This window comes from Priestia sp. JV24 (assembly GCF_025910025.1).
Taxonomy (GTDB): Bacteria; Bacillota; Bacilli; order Bacillales; family Bacillaceae_H; genus Priestia; species Priestia megaterium.
The window spans coordinates 593070-611412 of the sequence record NZ_JAPCIN010000023.1 but is presented as its reverse complement, the minus strand read 5'-3'; the positions used below and the strand labels follow the sequence as shown (position 1 = coordinate 611412).

Annotated in this window: 23 protein-coding genes and 1 other annotated feature; of the genes, 21 read left to right on the top strand and 2 right to left on the bottom strand. The window is 38.8% G+C overall.

Annotated elements, in window-relative coordinates; translation table 11 throughout:
• The first annotated feature begins 124 nt into the window (after window positions 1–124).
• From OK414_RS24470 to pheA, 21 genes are all read left to right on the top strand, one after another.
• Window positions 125–682 carry a DUF420 domain-containing protein gene (locus OK414_RS24470; RefSeq protein ID WP_013059351.1) on the top strand — a complete coding sequence of 186 codons (558 nt, stop codon included), beginning with the start codon at window positions 125–127 and terminating at the stop codon, window positions 680–682.
• A gap of 186 nt (window positions 683–868) precedes the next feature.
• A complete protein-coding gene (locus OK414_RS24465; protein ID WP_034648756.1) occupies window positions 869–1063 on the top strand; it encodes a hypothetical protein in 195 nt (64 codons plus the stop codon).
• Complete coding sequence (locus OK414_RS24460; protein WP_263045117.1) at window positions 1060–1815, top strand: prepilin peptidase; 756 nt, start codon at window positions 1060–1062, stop codon at window positions 1813–1815. The genes OK414_RS24465 and OK414_RS24460 overlap by 4 nt, the downstream gene beginning before the upstream one ends.
• 118 nt (window positions 1816–1933) lie before the next feature.
• Window positions 1934–3016 carry an SPOR domain-containing protein gene (locus tag OK414_RS24455; RefSeq protein WP_034648759.1) on the top strand — a complete coding sequence of 361 codons (1083 nt, stop codon included), beginning with the start codon at window positions 1934–1936 and terminating at the stop codon, window positions 3014–3016.
• Window positions 3017–3126: 110 nt separating this feature from the next.
• The gene (locus OK414_RS24450) at window positions 3127–3696 is read left to right on the top strand and encodes a Maf family protein (protein ID WP_034648762.1); all 570 of its coding nucleotides are present in this window, start codon (window positions 3127–3129) and stop codon (window positions 3694–3696) included.
• A gap of 15 nt (window positions 3697–3711) precedes the next feature.
• Window positions 3712–4398, top strand: a complete 687-nt coding sequence (gene radC / locus OK414_RS24445) for a RadC family protein (protein WP_034648765.1) — start codon at window positions 3712–3714, stop codon at window positions 4396–4398.
• Between the two features lie 229 nt (window positions 4399–4627).
• Entirely contained in the window at window positions 4628–5653 is a 1026-nt protein-coding gene (locus OK414_RS24440; protein ID WP_013059345.1) for a rod shape-determining protein, read from the top strand.
• 19 nt (window positions 5654–5672) lie between these two features.
• Window positions 5673–6554: a rod shape-determining protein MreC gene (gene mreC, locus OK414_RS24435; protein WP_013059344.1), complete on the top strand. Its 882-nt coding sequence runs from the start codon at window positions 5673–5675 to the stop codon at window positions 6552–6554.
• Window positions 6554–7072, top strand: a complete 519-nt coding sequence (gene mreD / locus OK414_RS24430; protein ID WP_013059343.1) for a rod shape-determining protein MreD — start codon at window positions 6554–6556, stop codon at window positions 7070–7072. The genes mreC and mreD overlap by 1 nt, the downstream gene beginning before the upstream one ends.
• Window positions 7073–7188: 116 nt before the next feature.
• Window positions 7189–7872 carry a septum site-determining protein MinC gene (minC, locus tag OK414_RS24425; protein ID WP_013059342.1) on the top strand — a complete coding sequence of 228 codons (684 nt, stop codon included), beginning with the start codon at window positions 7189–7191 and terminating at the stop codon, window positions 7870–7872.
• Window positions 7873–7874: 2 nt separating this feature from the next.
• The gene (gene minD / locus OK414_RS24420) at window positions 7875–8675 is read left to right on the top strand and encodes a septum site-determining protein MinD (protein ID WP_013059341.1); all 801 of its coding nucleotides are present in this window, start codon (window positions 7875–7877) and stop codon (window positions 8673–8675) included.
• A 120-nt stretch (window positions 8676–8795) separates the two neighbouring features.
• On the top strand, window positions 8796–9578 hold the full coding sequence (locus OK414_RS24415) for a M23 family metallopeptidase (protein ID WP_034648767.1): 783 nt from the start codon (window positions 8796–8798) through the stop codon (window positions 9576–9578).
• Window positions 9571–10437: a M50 family metallopeptidase gene (locus tag OK414_RS24410; RefSeq protein WP_263045116.1), complete on the top strand. Its 867-nt coding sequence runs from the start codon at window positions 9571–9573 to the stop codon at window positions 10435–10437. The genes OK414_RS24415 and OK414_RS24410 overlap by 8 nt, the downstream gene beginning before the upstream one ends.
• Window positions 10438–10520: 83 nt before the next feature.
• Window positions 10521–11990 (top strand): Rne/Rng family ribonuclease, encoded by a 1470-nt coding sequence (locus tag OK414_RS24405; RefSeq protein WP_263045115.1) that lies wholly within the window; start codon window positions 10521–10523, stop codon window positions 11988–11990.
• 78 nt (window positions 11991–12068) lie between these two features.
• Window positions 12069–12140 (top strand) — a sequence feature (ribosomal protein L21 leader region).
• 14 nt (window positions 12141–12154) lie between these two features.
• A complete protein-coding gene (gene rplU, locus OK414_RS24400) occupies window positions 12155–12463 on the top strand; it encodes a 50S ribosomal protein L21 (RefSeq protein WP_013059337.1) in 309 nt (102 codons plus the stop codon).
• Window positions 12464–12472: 9 nt separating this feature from the next.
• On the top strand, window positions 12473–12805 hold the full coding sequence (locus OK414_RS24395; protein WP_013059336.1) for a ribosomal-processing cysteine protease Prp: 333 nt from the start codon (window positions 12473–12475) through the stop codon (window positions 12803–12805).
• 16 nt (window positions 12806–12821) lie between these two features.
• Window positions 12822–13115, top strand: coding sequence for a 50S ribosomal protein L27 (gene rpmA / locus OK414_RS24390; RefSeq protein WP_013059335.1), 294 nt, complete (start codon window positions 12822–12824; stop codon window positions 13113–13115).
• 171 nt (window positions 13116–13286) lie between these two features.
• Window positions 13287–13823: a Spo0B C-terminal domain-containing protein gene (locus tag OK414_RS24385; protein WP_047932163.1), complete on the top strand. Its 537-nt coding sequence runs from the start codon at window positions 13287–13289 to the stop codon at window positions 13821–13823.
• Window positions 13824–13874: 51 nt separating this feature from the next.
• Window positions 13875–15161: a GTPase ObgE gene (obgE, locus tag OK414_RS24380; RefSeq protein WP_013085117.1), complete on the top strand. Its 1287-nt coding sequence runs from the start codon at window positions 13875–13877 to the stop codon at window positions 15159–15161.
• Window positions 15162–15194: 33 nt separating this feature from the next.
• Complete coding sequence (locus OK414_RS24375; protein WP_013059332.1) at window positions 15195–15644, top strand: ACT domain-containing protein; 450 nt, start codon at window positions 15195–15197, stop codon at window positions 15642–15644.
• Between the two features lie 28 nt (window positions 15645–15672).
• On the top strand, window positions 15673–16545 hold the full coding sequence (gene pheA / locus OK414_RS24370; protein WP_028410569.1) for a prephenate dehydratase: 873 nt from the start codon (window positions 15673–15675) through the stop codon (window positions 16543–16545).
• A 29-nt stretch (window positions 16546–16574) separates the two neighbouring features.
• On the opposite strand, the gene OK414_RS24365 is transcribed toward pheA, so the two are convergent.
• Both OK414_RS24365 and OK414_RS24360 read right to left on the bottom strand, forming a co-directional pair.
• Window positions 16575–17120 carry a transcription repressor NadR gene (locus OK414_RS24365; protein WP_034648775.1) on the bottom strand — a complete coding sequence of 182 codons (546 nt, stop codon included), beginning with the start codon at window positions 17118–17120 and terminating at the stop codon, window positions 16575–16577.
• A 15-nt stretch (window positions 17121–17135) separates the two neighbouring features.
• Window positions 17136–18272 (bottom strand): IscS subfamily cysteine desulfurase, encoded by a 1137-nt coding sequence (locus OK414_RS24360; RefSeq protein ID WP_034648777.1) that lies wholly within the window; start codon window positions 18270–18272, stop codon window positions 17136–17138.
• Between the last annotated feature and the right edge of the window lie 71 nt (window positions 18273–18343).

Here is an 18343-nt window from a genome sequence, read left to right as displayed (position 1 = left end):
AACACAATGTAAGGAAGGAATAGGGATAATAAGTAAGCACTAAGTTCAAAGTATTGTCACTTTCACCCCCTAGGTAAGTGATATATAATAAACATGTACATCACTAAATAAGGAGATTGTTAACATGAGTAAGAATAATGAAAAAATTGTACCGAAAAGTAATAAAAACTTTACCGGTATTATTCTTACCTTTTCAGTGATAGCGAATGTTATTATTTTACTGCTATTCTTTTCGAATATTGGCTATCAAGGAAAAGTAAGTTTTGATTTGACTATCTTTCCACGGTTAAATGCTATTTTGAATAGTTTTACGTTTATTTTTTTAGTTGCAGCGTTGATTTCAATTTTCAGGAAAAATATTAATGCTCATAAAGGTTTTATTTTAGCAGCATTCACTTCCACACTGCTCTTTTTAGTTTCATATTTAACGTTCCACTACATCTCCACAGAAACAGCCACGTTCGGTGGAGAAGGAATCGTTCGTCCCATTTACTTCTTTATTTTGATCACACACAGTTTCCTAGCAGCGATTATTGTTCCGCTGGCACTGTTTGCACTTGTGTGGGGATGGACAATGCAAGTTGAAAAACATAAAAAAATTGTGCGATGGACAATGCCAATCTGGCTTTATGTAAGTCTTACAGGTGTAATTGTCTACTTATTTATGGCTCCTTACTATTAAAAAACGTCTGCTTTTGCAGACGTTTTTTTTATGCTGTTATTGTTTTTTAGTGGTATAATCCTTATTACCTATAAAAGGTGTGTTTTAAGGAAGGAGGCATACAGAATATGACTTTTATGGGTATTATGATTCAGTGTATTAATCAAGGAGCTGTTTGATACTAATCAATAAAGGAGAGGTGTGGAAATGGATAAACTGTCCACGAAGAATAAAGGACTTTCTCTAATGCAAGTGATCATACTGGTTATCATAATAGGTCTTCTAGCAGCTTTTCTCATTCCGTTTATTGGCAGCTATTTAAAAGGAAAAGATACATTGCCTCATTCAAAAGAAAATCTACAGTTAATATTCTGTACCCCTGAAATGGAAGGAGTCGTATGAGTTTAATTTACCTTTATCTATTTGTTTCAGGTCTCACTCTAGGTTCATTTTATAATGTAGCAGGCCTTAGAATTCCTCAGAAAAAATCTATTTTATCTCCAAGATCTCATTGTCCACACTGTTTATACGTTCTTTCTCCACAACAGTTAATTCCCATAGTCTCCTACATTAAAAATGCAGGAAAATGTAGTATGTGTCGCAAAAAAATCTCCTTCATCTACCCGTTCGTAGAATTTTCGACAGGAAGTTTATTTGTATATGCTTTTTTTAGGTTGAATATGACGTTAGAACTGATTGTCATATTAACCTTTGTTTCTTTTTTTACAATTATAGTTGTCTCAGATATAGCTTATATGATTGTCCCAAATAAGGTACTGCTTTTCTTTTTGCCTATCTTTCTTCTTGAGCGTCTTTTCATTCCATTAACTTCGTGGAGTGATTCCTTAATGGGAGGAGGAATAGCATTTTTTCTCCTCTTTCTAGTCGCATTTCTCAGCAGAGGAGGCCTTGGAGAAGGAGATATTAAATTGTATGGTTTGATTGGTATTGTGCTTGGAGTAAAGCTTGTTTTGCTATCGCTTTTTTTAGCTATATTAATAGGCGGAACCGTTAGCATAGGAGCGTTATTAATGAAAAAGGCAAAGGTAGGTGTACCAATTCCTTTCGTTCCTTTTATTTTTATAGGGACAATCGCTGCTTATTTTCATGGAAACGAATTGATAGATTGGTATGTTAGCAACTATTTTTATTGAGCTTCAAATCTTCGACAAATTTGAAATTTCTGTAACTAAATAGCGAAAACCTTTTGTAACAAGACGACAAATGTCTTGTTATTTTTTTTTTCTTCTATGATAGCATGGAAAAAAGTGTATGTTTTATGTCGGTTTACCTCAGCTTGCAACCGGTATTAAGACTACGTTAACTAAAGGCGGTGGGGAAGTGGACAAGCAGGAACGAAAAATTTCAATTAAAATCAATGGTCAATCCAAGGATGAGAAGGAAGAACAAGCGCCAGAAAAAGACGAATTTACATGGGTTCTTCCGGAGCCGGCATCCAAAGATTCTCATGTGGAAGAAAATAAAGTGGTATTTATTGAAGATGTAAGAAATGAAAAAAAGAAAAAGCCGCGATTACATCCTAAAAATGTTTCGATTAAAACGGTAAACGGCGGTGTGATCAAACGAACAGCTGTGATTGTACTGCTAGCAGTTGGAATAGGCAGCGGCATCGGTATGGTTGGTGTGAAAATGATGACAGGAAGCGAACAGCCTGTAAGCAAAGCACAAACAAGTGAGCAAACGAAAGAAGAAAAAACTTCTCAAACAGCGTCTGCCACTGAAAGTGTTGGTAAAGCTGAAAAGAAAAACGAACAGGAATCGAAGGGGACATCAGCTGCTGTTTCTACTTTAGAACCTTTTTCCTTTTACATTGTTCAAGCAGGTGCTTTTTCATCAAAAACTGCTGCAAATAAAGCAATGGATAAATGGAAAGAAGAGAACGAAGCAGGCGAGATCTTTTCACCTAAAACCTATTCTCTTGTCGTTGGTGCTGCCACTGGAGAAGAAAAAGCGAACGCACTTAGTAAAACGTATAAACAACAAGGTAAAGATGTATATGTAAAGTCTTATGAAATTAAGCCCACTAGCGAATTAGGGAAAAAAGATCAAACGGTTATAACCACAGCGCAGCCGTTTATGGCTAATCTCTTAGATCAATCTGTTAAAGCGATTGAAGGACAGCGGGTAGCCGATATCAAATCTCTGAAAAAAGAGCTGACAAAAGTTCAGAAAGAAGCGTCAAATGAAGACATTAAAACCATGGTGAGCACCCTTCAAAAAGCTGCTGCTTCTCTTTCTTCATATGAAGACAATAAAAGCAGTAAAGATGCTTGGCTTGCTCAGCGATACGTGTTAAAAGCTCTTCAGCAGTATGAAAGCCTTGTAACGTCTTAACAAGTGAGGTAGTGTAATGCTGCCTCACTTGTTTATTGTCATTTGGGGATGAAATTGCTAAAATAACGGTGTGTCCTTCTTTTTTAAATCAAAATGCAAAGGTGAGATGTATGAAACAAACATTAATTTTAGCCTCAGGCTCTCCTCGTCGAAAAGAATTACTTCAGCAGCTTCACATTCCCTTTACCGTTCACGTTAGTACAATTGAAGAAATCGTCAATCCATTATACACACCGTCCGAGGTAGTAATGGATTTAGCTAGGCAAAAAGCCGTGGACGTCGCTTCGCATCATAAAGAGGATATTGTCCTAGGTGCCGATACAGTTGTCGTATATGGCAATCGTATTTTAGGAAAGCCAAAAACGAAACAAGAAGCGATTGAAACACTTACGATGCTGTCAGGTCAAAAACATCAGGTATTAACTGGAGTAGCGTTCGTATCAAATGCAAAAGTTCATACGTTTTATGAACAAACAGATGTAGAGTTTTGGCCGATTGAACAAGATGAAATCGTACAGTACGTAGAGTCAGGAGAGCCTATGGATAAGGCTGGTTCTTATGGAATTCAAGGTCTCGGTGCTGCGCTAGTTAAAAAAATTGAAGGAGACTATTTCTCCGTGGTGGGCTTGCCGCTCTCCCGAACAATACGTGAGCTAAAACAATACGGTTTCGTTTACTAAAAAGGAGTGGCGAAATTGGATCAATCATTGTTAATTAAAGATTTTCCTCAAGATGAAAGACCTCGAGAGCGCCTTATGTCAATGGGTGCTTCTAGTCTTTCTAACCACGAGCTTATTGCTATTTTGCTGCGCACTGGAACCAAAGATGAATCTGTTCTTCAGCTGTCCAATCGCATATTAACGCATTTTGAAGGTCTTCAACTTTTGCAGCATGCATCGCTTGATGAAATGATGAATATTAAAGGTATCGGACCTGCAAAAGCAATTCAAATTATAGCGGCTATTGAAATAGGTAAGAGGATTGTACAGCGGAAATCTAGTCAGCGATATACCGTTCATGGCCCTGAAGACGGAGCTAATTATGTGATGGAAGAAATGCGCGTGCTGTCTCAAGAGCATTTCGTCTGTTTATACCTCAACACGAAAAATCAAGTTCTCCACAAGCAAACCATTTTTATCGGAAGCCTCAATTCATCTATTGTCCATCCAAGAGAAGTATTTAAAGAAGCCTTTCGTCGTTCAGCTGCATCCCTTATTTGTATTCATAATCATCCCTCCGGCGACCCTACTCCCAGCAGAGAAGATATAGAGGTAACGAAGCGCTTAAAAGAGTGCGGATTTATCATAGGAATTGAATTGTTAGATCATTTAATTATCGGAGATCGAAAATATATTAGTTTAAAAGAAAAAGGATACATGTAAGGCTATGCTTTTTAAAATCCTTGGGTTATAATAGTAGTCATGATTTTAAATGACAAGTTCTTTACAATCATTCGTTATTAATAGACAAAGTATGACTTTTTATCATACAATATTTGGCGTTGACATCTATGAAAAAAGTATAGAAAATAAAAAATGTTACTTATGAAATGAAGAAATTGAATTATGGAATTTTTACCTTTGCATTTTGGTAAGAGAAAGGAAGAGACACATGTTTGGAATCGGTACTAGAGACCTTGGAATAGATTTGGGTACTGCAAATACGCTCGTTTATGTAAAAGGAAAAGGAATTGTTGTGCGTGAGCCGTCTGTTGTGGCTTTGCAAACTGATACAAAACAAATCGTTGCGGTAGGTAACGATGCAAAAAATATGATTGGTCGTACACCTGGGAACGTAGTAGCCCTTCGTCCAATGAAAGATGGAGTTATTGCAGATTACGAAACAACTGCGACGATGATGAAATATTACATCAATCAAGCTCAAAAAACAAAAAGTTTGTTTGCGGGTAAGCCGTATGTAATGGTTTGTGTACCTTCTGGCATTACAGCTGTTGAGAAACGTGCCGTTATTGATGCGACTCGTCAGGCTGGCGCGCGTGATGCGTATACAATTGAAGAACCGTTTGCTGCAGCAATCGGCGCCAATCTACCGGTTTGGGAGCCAACGGGAAGTATGGTAGTAGATATTGGCGGAGGAACAACAGAAGTTGCGATTATTTCTTTAGGAGGAATCGTAACATGTCAGTCAATCCGTATCGCTGGGGACGAGATGGATGAAGCGATTATTCAATATATTCGCAAGAATTACAATTTAATGATCGGTGAGCGTACGTCAGAAGCATTAAAAGTAGAAGTCGGTTCTGCCGGAATTCCAGAAGGTATTGAAAACATGGAAATTCGCGGACGTGACTTACTAACAGGTCTACCGAAAACAATCGAAATTTCAGCAGAAGAAATTGCAGAAGCGCTAAAAGATACAGTGGCTTCTATTGTAGATTCAGTAAAAAGTACATTAGAAAAAACACCACCTGAACTTGCGGCAGATATTATGGATCGCGGTATTGTATTAACAGGCGGTGGCGCATTGCTACGTAATTTAGATAAAGTTATTAGTGAAGAAACAAATATGCCGGTTGTCATCGCAGAAGATCCGCTTGACTGTGTTGCAATTGGAACTGGTAAAGCGTTAGAACACATTGATTTATTTAAAAATCGTACAAGCGATTCATATCGCTAAATATTAAGAGGTGTAGATCGTGCCACAATTTTTCTTAAATAAACGTTTAGTTATTTTATTAGTCAGTATTATTGTATTAGTGGCATTGATTGGTTTTTCGTTAAATGGTCGTAAAAATGTAACGTGGCCTGAACAGTTTGTCAAAGATACGGTTGGTCTTGTTCAGGCTACCTTTAATGAACCCGCACAATTTGTAGCGGGTTTCTTTCAGAATGTAGGTGACTTAAAGCGTACATACGAAGAAAACGAGGTATTAAAAGCCCGTTTAGACGAACGCATGCAATTAGAAACGAAAGCCAACGCTTTGCAGCAAGAAAATAAAAAATTAAGAGCACAGCTCGACAAAAAAACGGATTTAAGTCAATACAACCCAATCGAAGCAACAGTTATTGCTCGTAATCCAGACCGTTGGCATGAGGTAATTGCCATTGATAAAGGGACGGTTCATAATGTGCAGGAAAATATGGCTGTTATGACTCCTGAAGGGCTGATTGGTAAAGTGAAGCATGCATCTAAGTTCACATCTACTGTGCAGTTAATTAGTTCATCAGATCGTACAAACCGTGTATCTGCTAAAATTCAGGCTAAAAAAGAAGTATTTGGTTTAATTGAAGGCTATGATGATAAAGAACAGGCGCTTGTTATGCGTCGTATTCCATTTGATGCTGATATTAAAGAAAAGCAAAAAGTAGTAACGTCTGGTCTAGGACAAGAAGACGGCATTTTTCCTAGCAATCTTCCAATTGGCGTTATCACAAAAATTGAGCCTGATGAATATGGATTAACGAAAAAAGCTTATATCAAACCTGCTGCTGACTTGTATGACTTAGATAACGTAGTTGTAGCTAAAAGAAGTGCGCCCGCTGCTGAAGACGATTTAGGGGCGGAGGAGGCTAACTGATGAAGCGGTTTGTCCTTCCTATTCTCGTGCTTGTCGTTTTTATGTTTGAAAGTATCTTTGTTAATTTTGTCGCCATGGCATCACCATGGCGAGACTGGATTCTATCGCCTCACTTTGTTGTAGTGGTACTGGCTTTTATGTCAGTGTATTATCACCCAAAGCAAGCGATGCTATATGGGGTAATCCTTGGATTCATGTACGATATTGCCTTTACGGATGTCTTAGGAGTATACGCGCTTGGATTACCGGCCGTATGCTATATCGTATCAAAACTAATGAAGATTTTTCAGCAAAATACGCTTATCGTAATCTGCATGTCGCTATTAGCTGTAGCCATTATTGAGTTTTATGTATATGGAATTAATAGCATTATTAATATATCTGATATGACCATTGGTCGCTTCTTGCAAGAGCGATTTTACGCAACCATCATTTTAAATGCCATATTTGCACTCATTTTTGCATTTCCGCTTCAAAGATGTTTTCAATATTTTGCTAAATTTATCGATGAACGCTGATCGGAACATATATTACGCTTCTCGTTCGTGATAGGATAAAAATGCTGATTGAAGAAACGAAAAAAAGGAATTGAGTAAGTCTCTGTCGAAATTATATATTCGTTGAGGTGAGCGTCTTGAATAAACAAAAGCAACAAAATGTGACAATTAAAGGAACAAAAGATGGATTAACGTTGCATCTCAATGATACATGTTCATTTGCAGAGCTTTTGACGGAACTTAAGACGAAGCTTTTGACAAATAAGCATGGCGATGCCGATCAGATCGTCACAGTGTATGTCAAAATCGGAAATCGTTATTTAACTACAGAGCAGGAAACCGAATTGAAGGCGCTCATAGAAGAAAATCAGTATTTAGTAGTTAAACAAATTGATAGTAACGTTATTTTAAAGCAAGATGCAGTCCGCGTAAGAGAAGAAAGTGAATTAGTATCTGTTACAAAGGTAGTTCGTTCAGGACAGGTTCTCCATGTAGAAGGCGATTTGCTTCTAGTCGGAGACGTAAATCCCGGAGGAACCGTTGTAGCTGGAGGAAATTTATTTGTATTAGGTGCTTTAAAAGGGATTGCTCATGCAGGATATCGCGGCAATAAAAACGCCGTTATTGCTGCATCGTTAATGAAACCTTCACAGCTGCGCATTGCTGATATCATTACCCGATCAGAAGAAGAGCGCAGTGAGAAGGAAGAGAATATAATGGAATGTGCATACTTAGATGATAATGATCAAATGGTGATAGATCGCGTGCAAACTTTACCGCATCTAAGACCGAATTTGACCAGGGTAGAAAGGAGAATTTGACAGTGGGAGAGGCTATTGTTGTTACGTCTGGTAAAGGTGGAGTTGGAAAAACAACGACATCAGCCAATTTAGGTACTGCTCTAGCATTAGCTGGAAAGCGCGTGTGTCTAGTAGACACTGATATCGGCTTACGCAACTTGGATGTTGTAATGGGGCTTGAAAATCGTATTATTTATGATCTTGTAGACGTGGTAGAAGGTCGATGCCAACCGCAAAAAGCCTTGATTAAGGACAAGCGTTTTGAATGTTTGTACTTACTTCCTGCTGCTCAAACGAGTGACAAAACAGCTGTTCAACCAGAACAAATGCGAGAGTTAGTTCTTCAGTTAAAGCAAGACTATGACTATGTGGTTATTGATTGCCCAGCTGGTATTGAACAAGGCTATAAGAACGCCGTAGCTGGCGCTGATAAGGCACTCGTTGTGACAACACCGGAAGTTTCAGCTGTTCGTGATGCTGACCGTATTATTGGATTATTGGAGCAAGAGGATATCGAGTCTCCAAAACTGGTTATTAACCGAATCCGTAGTCATATGATGAAAAATGGAGACATGCTGGATGTGGAAGAAATTTCTCAGCTTCTGGCTGTTGATTTAATTGGAATCGTTGCTGACGATGAAAATGTTATTCGTGCTTCTAACAACGGTGAACCAATTGTCATGGACCCATCAAGCAAAGCATCAATTGCATATCGTAATATTGCAAGACGTATTCTAGGTGAAACGGTTCCTCTTCAATCGTTAGATGAAGAAGATAAGGGAATGTTTGCACGTATTAAACGATTCTTTGGTGTTCGTTCTTAAAAAGCTTCCGATAGAGGAAGCTTTTTTTATTTGTTTGATTTTGTAGAGTCAAGCTGTCATAAGCTCCACGGACAAGTCATATAGTTGATTATACGATAAGAACAAGGAGAATGATGAATCATGAATCGACGTGCTGATGAAATCCGTAAACGAATTGCTGAGCGTAAGCGAAAACAATTAAATACAACGAAGCGTCTTCCTCAAGAACCTCTTCATACGTCCTTAATGAGTGAAGAAGAAAAATATGGATCGATGGATTATTCTGCGGTTGAATACACACCATCAGCAAAGGAATACCACCCGTTATTTCGAAAAGAACGCTTTTTATTTAAAATTTTAGCTTCAGCCTGCTTAGTGTTAATTGTAGGAATTATGTTCAAGAACGCTTCTCCTACTTTTGACCAGGCCAGAGTAGTGGTTCAACAAACAATGGATAAAGAATTTCAGTTTGCAGCTGTTTCCTCCTGGTATGAAGATAAGTTTGGGAAGCCGTTAACGCTATTGCCGAATAAAGAGTCTAGAAAAACGGAGCAAAGTGTAAGCGGAGAATATGCTACTCCAGCTTCAGGGAAAGTAACGGAAACATTTGCTCAAAGTAAGCAAGGCGTGACGGTTCAAACAGGAGTGGATTCGGTTGTAGAAGCAATGAGTGAAGGTATCGTAAGGTATGTAGGAAAACGTGATGATACTGGGAATACCGTTATTATTCAACACGCCGATGGAAGCGAAACTTGGTATGGACAGCTCAAAAAAATCAATGTTAGTATGTATGATTTTGTGAATAAAGGCAAAGAAGTAGGAATTGTGGAAAACAGTAAAAAAGGCGATGCTGGAACATTCTATTTTGCTATTAAAAAAGGCGATAAGTTTGTTGATCCTAGTCAGGTGATTCAATTTGAATAGTGCTTTTTCGTTATTGATGAAAATTCACATTCATCCATTGTTTTGGGGGATTTTCGTAATTGGTATCTTAACCGCTACGGTAAAGCAGCTTTTTTTGCTATTTATTATTGTAATTATTCATGAACTGGGCCACGCCGTAGCGGCTCAGTGTTTTTCTTGGCGGATTCGCAGAATTATGCTCTTACCTTTTGGGGGAGTAGCAGAAGTAGATGAACATGGGAATCGTCCATTTCGAGAAGAGTTTATTGTGACAATAAGTGGACCTCTTCAGCATCTCTGGATGTTTGGAGCTGCTTTCTTATTAATGAAAATAAATGTGTTGTCCTTCGAAACGTATGAGCAATTTATGTTTCAATGCACGGTGATTTTCCTGTTTAATCTTTTGCCCATTTGGCCATTGGACGGAGGGAAGCTGCTTTTTTTAATTTGCAGTCGGTCTTTACCATTTATAGAAGCGCATAAGCTTGCGCTCCGGTTATCAACGTTTTTTTTAGCTGTCGGTATTATTTATGCCGTCATTATGCATCCTTTTCAGCTGCACTTATGGATTGTTATTTCATTTTTAATTATATCCGGATATTTGGAATGGAAGAGGAGGCAATTTGTCTACATGCGCTTTTTGTTGGAGAGATATCATGGCAAAGAGCATCCAATTGGAGCTTTAAAAACACTAAGTGTATCAACCAGTGAGACGCTCCATCAAGTTCTGCAAAAATTCCAAAGAGGTTGTAAGCATATGATTATTGCTACATCTCAAACAGGCGAGCATGTACAAATTGATGAAAATGAACTTTTACACGCTTACTTCGTAGAAAAAAGAACAAATAGCCAACTAGACGAACTTGTAACAGTTTACTGATTTCTAGTAACATAGAATAGAATGAAAAAAGTTCGGTTGCACTGACCGAACTTTTTCCTATGAATTTAGATTAAAGTGAGGCAATGTATGTGAAGGCATGTATTATTAACGCGGCTACTTCTTCAAAACGTATAGCCGTGATAAACGATAAAGCACTAGAAAAAATCTATTTACAAGAACAAAGCGAGAATCAAATTATTGGTGATATATATTGGGGTAAAGTAGTAAAAGTACTGCCGCATATGCAAGCAGCCTTTATTGATATCGGTTTATCAATGAACGGATTTATTCATCGAAATGAACTTGTATCCTATCAGCAGTCAGAGAATCCTCACAAAGATCAGCAGCCGATGTCTGCTTTTATTCGTGAAGGAGAAAAAGTATTGGTTCAAGTTGTAAAAGAAGGCATTGGGACAAAAGGGCCCAAGCTGACGGGTATCATTGAATTTTCTTCTGATGAGCTTGTATATTTACCGCACGGAAACTATGTCGCTGTATCCAAAAAAATAGCCGAGCCAAAACGACAACAGTGGAAACAGCTTGGTGAGCGGTTAAAACAAGGGATGGAAGGCTTTTTATTTCGAACAGCGATTGCAGAAAAATCAGAAGCCGCGGTCCAACATGAAATAAAAGAGCTACAGGAAAAATATGAGCGCCTTGAACGACAGACACAGGGAATGAAAGCTCCTACCCTAGTCAGCAAAGGACAAGATTTTCTTGAAACAAGAGTGCAAGCTGCACTTCAACAAGGAATTGATGGGATAGTAGTAGATGACTTCGACCTATATCAGCACCTTCAAACTACCTATCCTAACTCGTCAATAGAGTACTATAAAGGAAATGAAAATATTTTCTCTTTTTACGATGTGGAACGGCAAATAGAGAAGCTTTTAAAGCGAATCGTATGGCTCAAAAGCGGAGGCTATATCGTTATTGACGAAACGGAAGCGATGACGGTCGTGGACGTGAACACGGGGAAGTTTTCAGGAAAAGATAATATTCGAAAGACAATGCTTCAAACAAATATGGAAGCTGCGTATGAACTGTCCAAACAGATGCAATTACGTCACTTAGGCGGCATGATCTTAATTGATTTTATAAATATGCCTCACAAAGAAGATCGGACAGAAGTAGAAAGATACATGAAAAAGCTATGTGAACAAGATGAAGTGCGGACGAATGTAGTTGGCTTTACAGAGCTCGGCATATTGCAATTAACGAGGAAGAAAGTGCGCAATAGTATTGGATCAACATTAACTATGCCTTGTGAAGTGTGTGAAGGAACCGGTAAAATGATTGATTCCAAAACGGCTGCTTTTCAAATTGAACGTGTAATTTGGGAACATCGAGGCGCGGAAGAAGAGGCTATTTGGATTGAGACGCGAAGTGATGTTATAAATGAAATGAAGGCGCAAGGATTTCTCAACGCTCTAGAGAAAATGGTAAAAAAAACCGTATATCTTACGCCAAGCGATGATTATACAAACGCATTTGTTTTGCGTCAATTGGGGTCGAATGAGCAGATTCAAAAAAGGGTCTCTGCTTCTATATAAAATTTTAGAAGAAAACATGAATTCCAATTGACACTAACCTTTGATTTGTAGTAAGATTTAATATGTTGGTTTGTAGCACCCGTGCTACAACCGCTCAGAACAGGTTTTAAGTTCACTTGAACACCTGTGATGGCGAGTCTTAGTTTTTAGAGGAGGTGCAGAGAATGTACGCAATTATTGAAACTGGTGGTAAGCAAATTAAAGTAGAGGCTGGTCAAGCAATCTACGTTGAAAAACTTGCTGGTGAACAAGGCGAAACAGTTACTTTTGACAAAGTATTATTTGTAGGTGGCGACAGCGTGAAAGTTGGTGTTCCTTTCGTAGAAGGTGCAACAGTTACGGCTAAAGTTGAAAAACAAGGTCGCGCTAAAAAGATCACTGTATTTAAATACAAAGCAAAGAAAAACTATCGTCGTAAGCAAGGTCACCGTCAACCTTACACAAAAGTTGTAATCGACGCTATCAACGCGTAATTATAACAAATGATTAAGGTGACGATTTCTCGTGATGCAAATAAGAAAGTTGACGGGTTCACGATGAGTGGACATGCTGACTTTTCCGAACACGGAAAAGATCTTGTTTGTGCGGGAGCATCTGCAGTTTCATTTGGGACAATTAATGCTATCTTTTCAATAAGTGGGGTTGAACCGCACTTAGAGCAAGGTGGAGATGGTGGGTATCTCCGTTGTGAGATCCCAAAAGATGTGGATTCGTTCACATTGGAACAGATTCAATTGCTATTAGAAGGTATGGTTGTTTCACTGAAAACGATCGAATTAGATTACAGTAATTATATAAAAATTAACGACAACTAAACAGGAGGTGGATGTCATGTTAGTAAGATTAGACCTTCAATTCTTCGCTTCTAAAAAAGGAGTAGGTAGTACTAAAAACGGTCGTGATTCAATCTCGAAACGTCTTGGTGCTAAACGTGCTGATGGCCAATTCGTATCTGGTGGTTCAATTTTATACCGTCAACGCGGTACTAAAATTTACCCAGGTGCAAACGTAGGTCGTGGTGGAGATGATACTTTATTCGCTCAAATCGACGGTATCGTTAAATTTGAACGTTTCGGTCGTGACCGTAAAAAAGTATCTGTATACCCTGTTGCTCAAGAAGCATAAGATACAAAAAGAAAACTCTAACCCAAGTAGGTTAGAGTTTTCTTTTTGTAGAATATTTCACCTATTACCCATTGGAATTTGTTATAATCGAACATATCTAAGAAGATTGATACGAGATGTTTGTCAGCGTTGTGAAATACTTATGCTCGAGTCAAAGTTAGGAGTGCTAAGATGGAAAAAGAATGGGATGTCGTAGAAGTATTAAGATACGCGCGGCATGATTGGTTAAATAAGCTGCAATTAATCAAAGGCAATCTAGCGTTGAATCGGCTTGATCGAGCGAATGAAATCATTGAAGAAATTGTAAATGAATCCAAACATGAATCCAAGTTAACAAACATCAATATGCGACTGTTTGCGGGCTTTGTTATGACCTATCATTGGAATAACCATGCTGTTCGCTTAGATGTGGAAGTGCTGGGAGAATTGAAGGATTTATCACAATACGATGAGTTCGTATACAACTGGTGTTGCTATTTGACAGAAGCACTCGAAAAATATGTTGATTATCATGCAGAAAACTATTTGAGTATTTCAGTATGCATTGAAGAACAGGGAATTCGTTTCTTTTTTGACTTTAGTGGAATACTAACAGATATACAGAAGCTACAAAACAAGCTACAATGTTATGAGTGCGCTCAAGGAGTTGCATTGGTTCAACAGCATATGTCTGAAGATGAATTTAGCCTTATGCTCACAATAAGTTAACAGCGCTTTTGCTATTGCAGGAGCTAAGATATAGAACGGAGTGAAAAAGAAATGTTTGTAGATCAGGTCAAGGTATATGTAAAAGGTGGCGACGGAGGAAATGGAATGGTTGCCTTTCGTCGCGAAAAGTACGTACCAAAAGGAGGTCCTGCAGGTGGTGACGGTGGTCACGGTGCAGATGTCATCTTTGAAGTAGAAGAAGGATTGCGTACGCTGATGGATTTCCGCTATAAGCGTCACTTTAAAGCAAGCCGCGGTGAACATGGAATGTCAAAAGGACAGCACGGACGTAACGCTGAGCCGATGGTTGTAAAAGTTCCACCAGGTACGGTTGTGTTAGATGAAGATACGAACGAAACGATTGCTGATTTAGTTGAGCACGGCCAGCGTGCAGTGATTGCTAAAGGTGGACGCGGAGGGCGTGGGAATACGCGTTTTGCTACACCTGCAAATCCAGCACCGGAGCTTTCAGAAAATGGAGAGCCAGGTAAAGAGAGAAATGTAATTCTTGAATTAAAAGTATTAGCCGATGTAGGATTAGTTGGTTTTCCAAGTGTTGGAAAGTCAACGTTATTATCCGTGACGTCTGCTGCAAAGCCAAAAATTGCTGAATATCATTTTACAACAATTAATCCGAATTTAGGAGTAGTTGAAACAGAAGATAACCGCAGTTTTGTGATGGCAGATTTACCAGGGCTAATCGAAGGTGCACATGAAGGTGTAGGATTAGGTCATCAGTTTTTACGTCACATTGAACGTACCCGCGTTATTGTCCATGTAATCGATATGTCAGGTTTAGAAGGCCGTGATCCATATGAAGATTACTTAACCATTAATGAAGAGCTGCGTCAATATAATATGCGTTTAACAGAACGTCCGCAAGTAGTGGTAGCAAATAAAATGGATATCCCGCAAGCTGAAGAGAATCTAGCTGCATTCAAAGAAAAAGTAGGAGACGAAGTGAAAGTCTTTCCAATTTCTGCAGCAACGCGTAATGGAATCCGCGAACTGTTATTTACAGTAGCTGATCTTGTAGAAACTACGCCGGAATTCCCAATGCAAGAAGAGGAAGATCTATCTATGCACCGCGTACTGTACAAGCATGAAAAGAAAGAAGTGGAATTTGTTATTACGCGTGATAGCGATGGCTCATACGTATTAAGCGGTGAAAAAATCGAAAAATTATTCAAGATGACCGACTTCTCACGTGAAGAATCAGTTCGTCGATTTGCGCGTCAGCTTCGAGGCATGGGCGTCGATGAAGCCCTTCGTGAACGAGGAGCAAAAGATGGCGATATTGTAAAGCTGTTTGAATATGAATTTGAATTTATTGACTAATTGTTGTTCATAGGATAAGGGGAGGGGCTTTACTTGCATAAGAGCGATAAGCAGTTTTATTTAGTTCGCGAAGATGTATTACCAGAAGCGATGAAAAAAACATTGGATGCGAAGCTGTTAATTGAACGGGGAAAAGCTGAATCGGTAGCAGATGCTGTACAAGCCGTAGACTTGAGTCGCAGTGCTTTTTATAAGTACCGCGACACGGTCTTTCCGTTTCAGACGGTTGTCAAACAGCGAATTATTTCACTATTTTTTCATATTGAAGATCGATCAGGAACTTTATCACATTTATTGAGCACCGTTGCATCATCGGGATGCAATGTGTTAACGATTCACCAAACCATCCCTTTACAAGGGCGTGCCAACGTAACTCTTTCATTAGATACAGCAAGCATGAATGTTGAATTAAATGAAATGCTGCGAAGACTGAAAAGCTTAGAGTTTGTAGATAAAGTGGACGTGCTTGGTTCAGGGGCATAATGGCAAACAGATATAGATAAGGAGAGGCATGATTGTGGGGAAAGTAGGATATTTAGGACCAAAGGCAACATTTACACATGTAGCCGTCCAAGGCGTATTTAAACAGCACGACCATATTCCATACAAGACAATTCCAGCATGCATTGATGCAGTGGATAACGGAGAAATTGAGTATGGAATTGTACCGTTAGAAAATGCACTTGAAGGATCTGTAAATTTAACACTTGATTATCTTATTCATGAACGTCGTCTGCCGATTGTTGGGGAAATTGTGCTTCCGATTCGTCAGCATTTAATGGTTCATCCATCTCGTGCAGAACAGTGGAAAAACATTGAAACGATTTATTCTCATCCTCATGCAATTGCGCAGTGTCATAAATTTTTACACGGAGAATGTACGTCAACTGCAGTAGAAGAGATGACATCAACGGCGTTTGCTGCTAAGTATGTAAGCGAACACCCTGAGCTTAATATTGGAGCTATTGCGAATGGGTTAGCAGCCCATGAATATGGATTACATATTGCCTGCCCGAACATTCATGATTATGATCATAATACAACAAGGTTTGTTATTTTGCATAAAGATGGAGCGCAAGAGGTGCCATTTTTAGCTGGAAACGGGTGCAAGACAACGTTAATGATTACACTTCCATCTGATCAGGCAGGAGCGCTTCATCAAGTGCTTTCAGCCTTCTCCTGGCGTAAGCTAAATCTGTCTAAAATTGAATCCCGTCCTATGAAAACAGGGCTTGGAAACTATTTCTTTATCGTTGATATTGAACAAAAAATGGATGAAGTATTAATCCCTGGGGCTATGGCTGAACTTGAGGCACTAGGCTGTAGCGTAGAGCTTTTAGGAAGCTATCCCCATACACTACTTGAAACAGAAATCCCGCTTTAAAGCGGGATTTTTTTTGTTATAACACCTTTTTATTCATTCGAAACTAAATAGCCTTCCGCTTCAAGAGCTAAGCAGGCAGCATTCAGTTTTTTAATTGTATCTGCTTCAATCGTATGAAGGTGAATCCCATCTGTTAGCTGAGATAAATAAGTTGCGTTTGTTTCTTGAATTTTTTCTATAAACGTTTCTACTTCTTTTCGGGTTTGAATCATAACGGAAGCGGTTAATTCACCATACACAGGGTGTTCAACGGTTACATCTTTTACGAGAACGCCGTGGTCAACAAGCAGGAGAAGCTCCTTTTCAGCATCTTCTGGCGTATGCTGACAGGCAATAATTCGCTGATGCACGGTAGTTTGAGATGGATTTTGAATGTAAATATATCCTTGGCTTGTTGCGATAATGGGCTCATTTTTAGCTTTAAGCAGCGAAATATCTTGTACAATGACTTGGCGGCTAACGTTCGTTCGTTTCGAAAGCTCACTGCCTGTCATTGGTTTACTCTCTGTTTTTAACCATTGTAGAATAAGTTCTCTTCTTTCTTCTCCAAGAATTTTCTTTTGAGTTCCTGGCACCTTTAATCCCTCCTTTTACACTGTCATAAATTCTTGCTGTAATAAATGAAAAACGGATATGAGTCGATCAATATGCTTAAACGTTGAATGTTGACTGAATGAAATACGGACAAAATTCTTAGCATTCGCAGTCGATTTGCCAATCGCAAGCAGAGAAGCTAATGGTTCCTGCTGATTTACATGACAGGCACTTCCCGTAGAGATAGCAATTCCGTGACGATTACATTGTAACATAACATATTGACCCTGTATGTTTGAAAACGTCAGTCCCATAATTCCAGGAAAATGAGAGTTCCCAAGGCCTTCTACTTCTATAAAAGGAGCAAGAGGCTCTAGGTTTTCCAGTAAGTACGATTTTAAGCGCTCATAATGGCTTCGGGCGGTCTTCATTTCTGCATATGCGCATTCAGCTGCTGCAGTAAAGGCAGCAATGCCCGTTGTATTTACAGTCCCAGGGCGAAAGCCTTTTTCATGAGTTGCTTTATGGTAAATAGGCTTCCAAGAAGAACTTGAATTCATGTATACCATTCCTACACCTTTTGGTCCGTAAATTTTATGACTAGAGACTGAGATGCTATCAGCTTTCAGCTTTTTAACATCAATAGGAAGCTTACCAAAAGATTGAACACAATCACAGTGAAAGAGAATTTCTTTTTTAGATAAAAAATGGCCAATATCCTCAACTGGCTGAATTGTACCGAGCTCATGATTGATATGCTGAATGGCTACTAGCACAGTGTCAGGTCGAATCGTCTTCTTTAAGTCGTCTACAGACACAACTCCGTTTTGATCTACAGGTACGTAAGATAGGGAAAATCCTTCTTTTTCAAGCTGCTGCAACGTATGAAGCACCGAAGAATGTTCAAGCTTCGTTGTCACTATATGTTTTCTTTCATCATTTTTTCCTTTTAAAAGAGAACGAATAGCTAAGTAATTAGCTTCTGTTCCCCCGCTTGTAAAAAAAAGATCATCCTCTCGACAATTTACTAACAGGCTTAATTTTTTTCTGCATAGAGTCAGTAAATTTTCTGCTTGTGTTCCAAGTGTGTGAAGACTGCTGGAGTTTCCATAATAGCTTGTTGCCGCTTCAGTATATACCTCAATTGCTTCTTGTCTCATTGGCGTTGTCGCTGCATAGTCCAGATAAATCATTTTCTCCCTCCGATAAAAAAACTTCTTGTCTTTCATTTAATAATATGTAAATATAGGTGTCAAGACACATG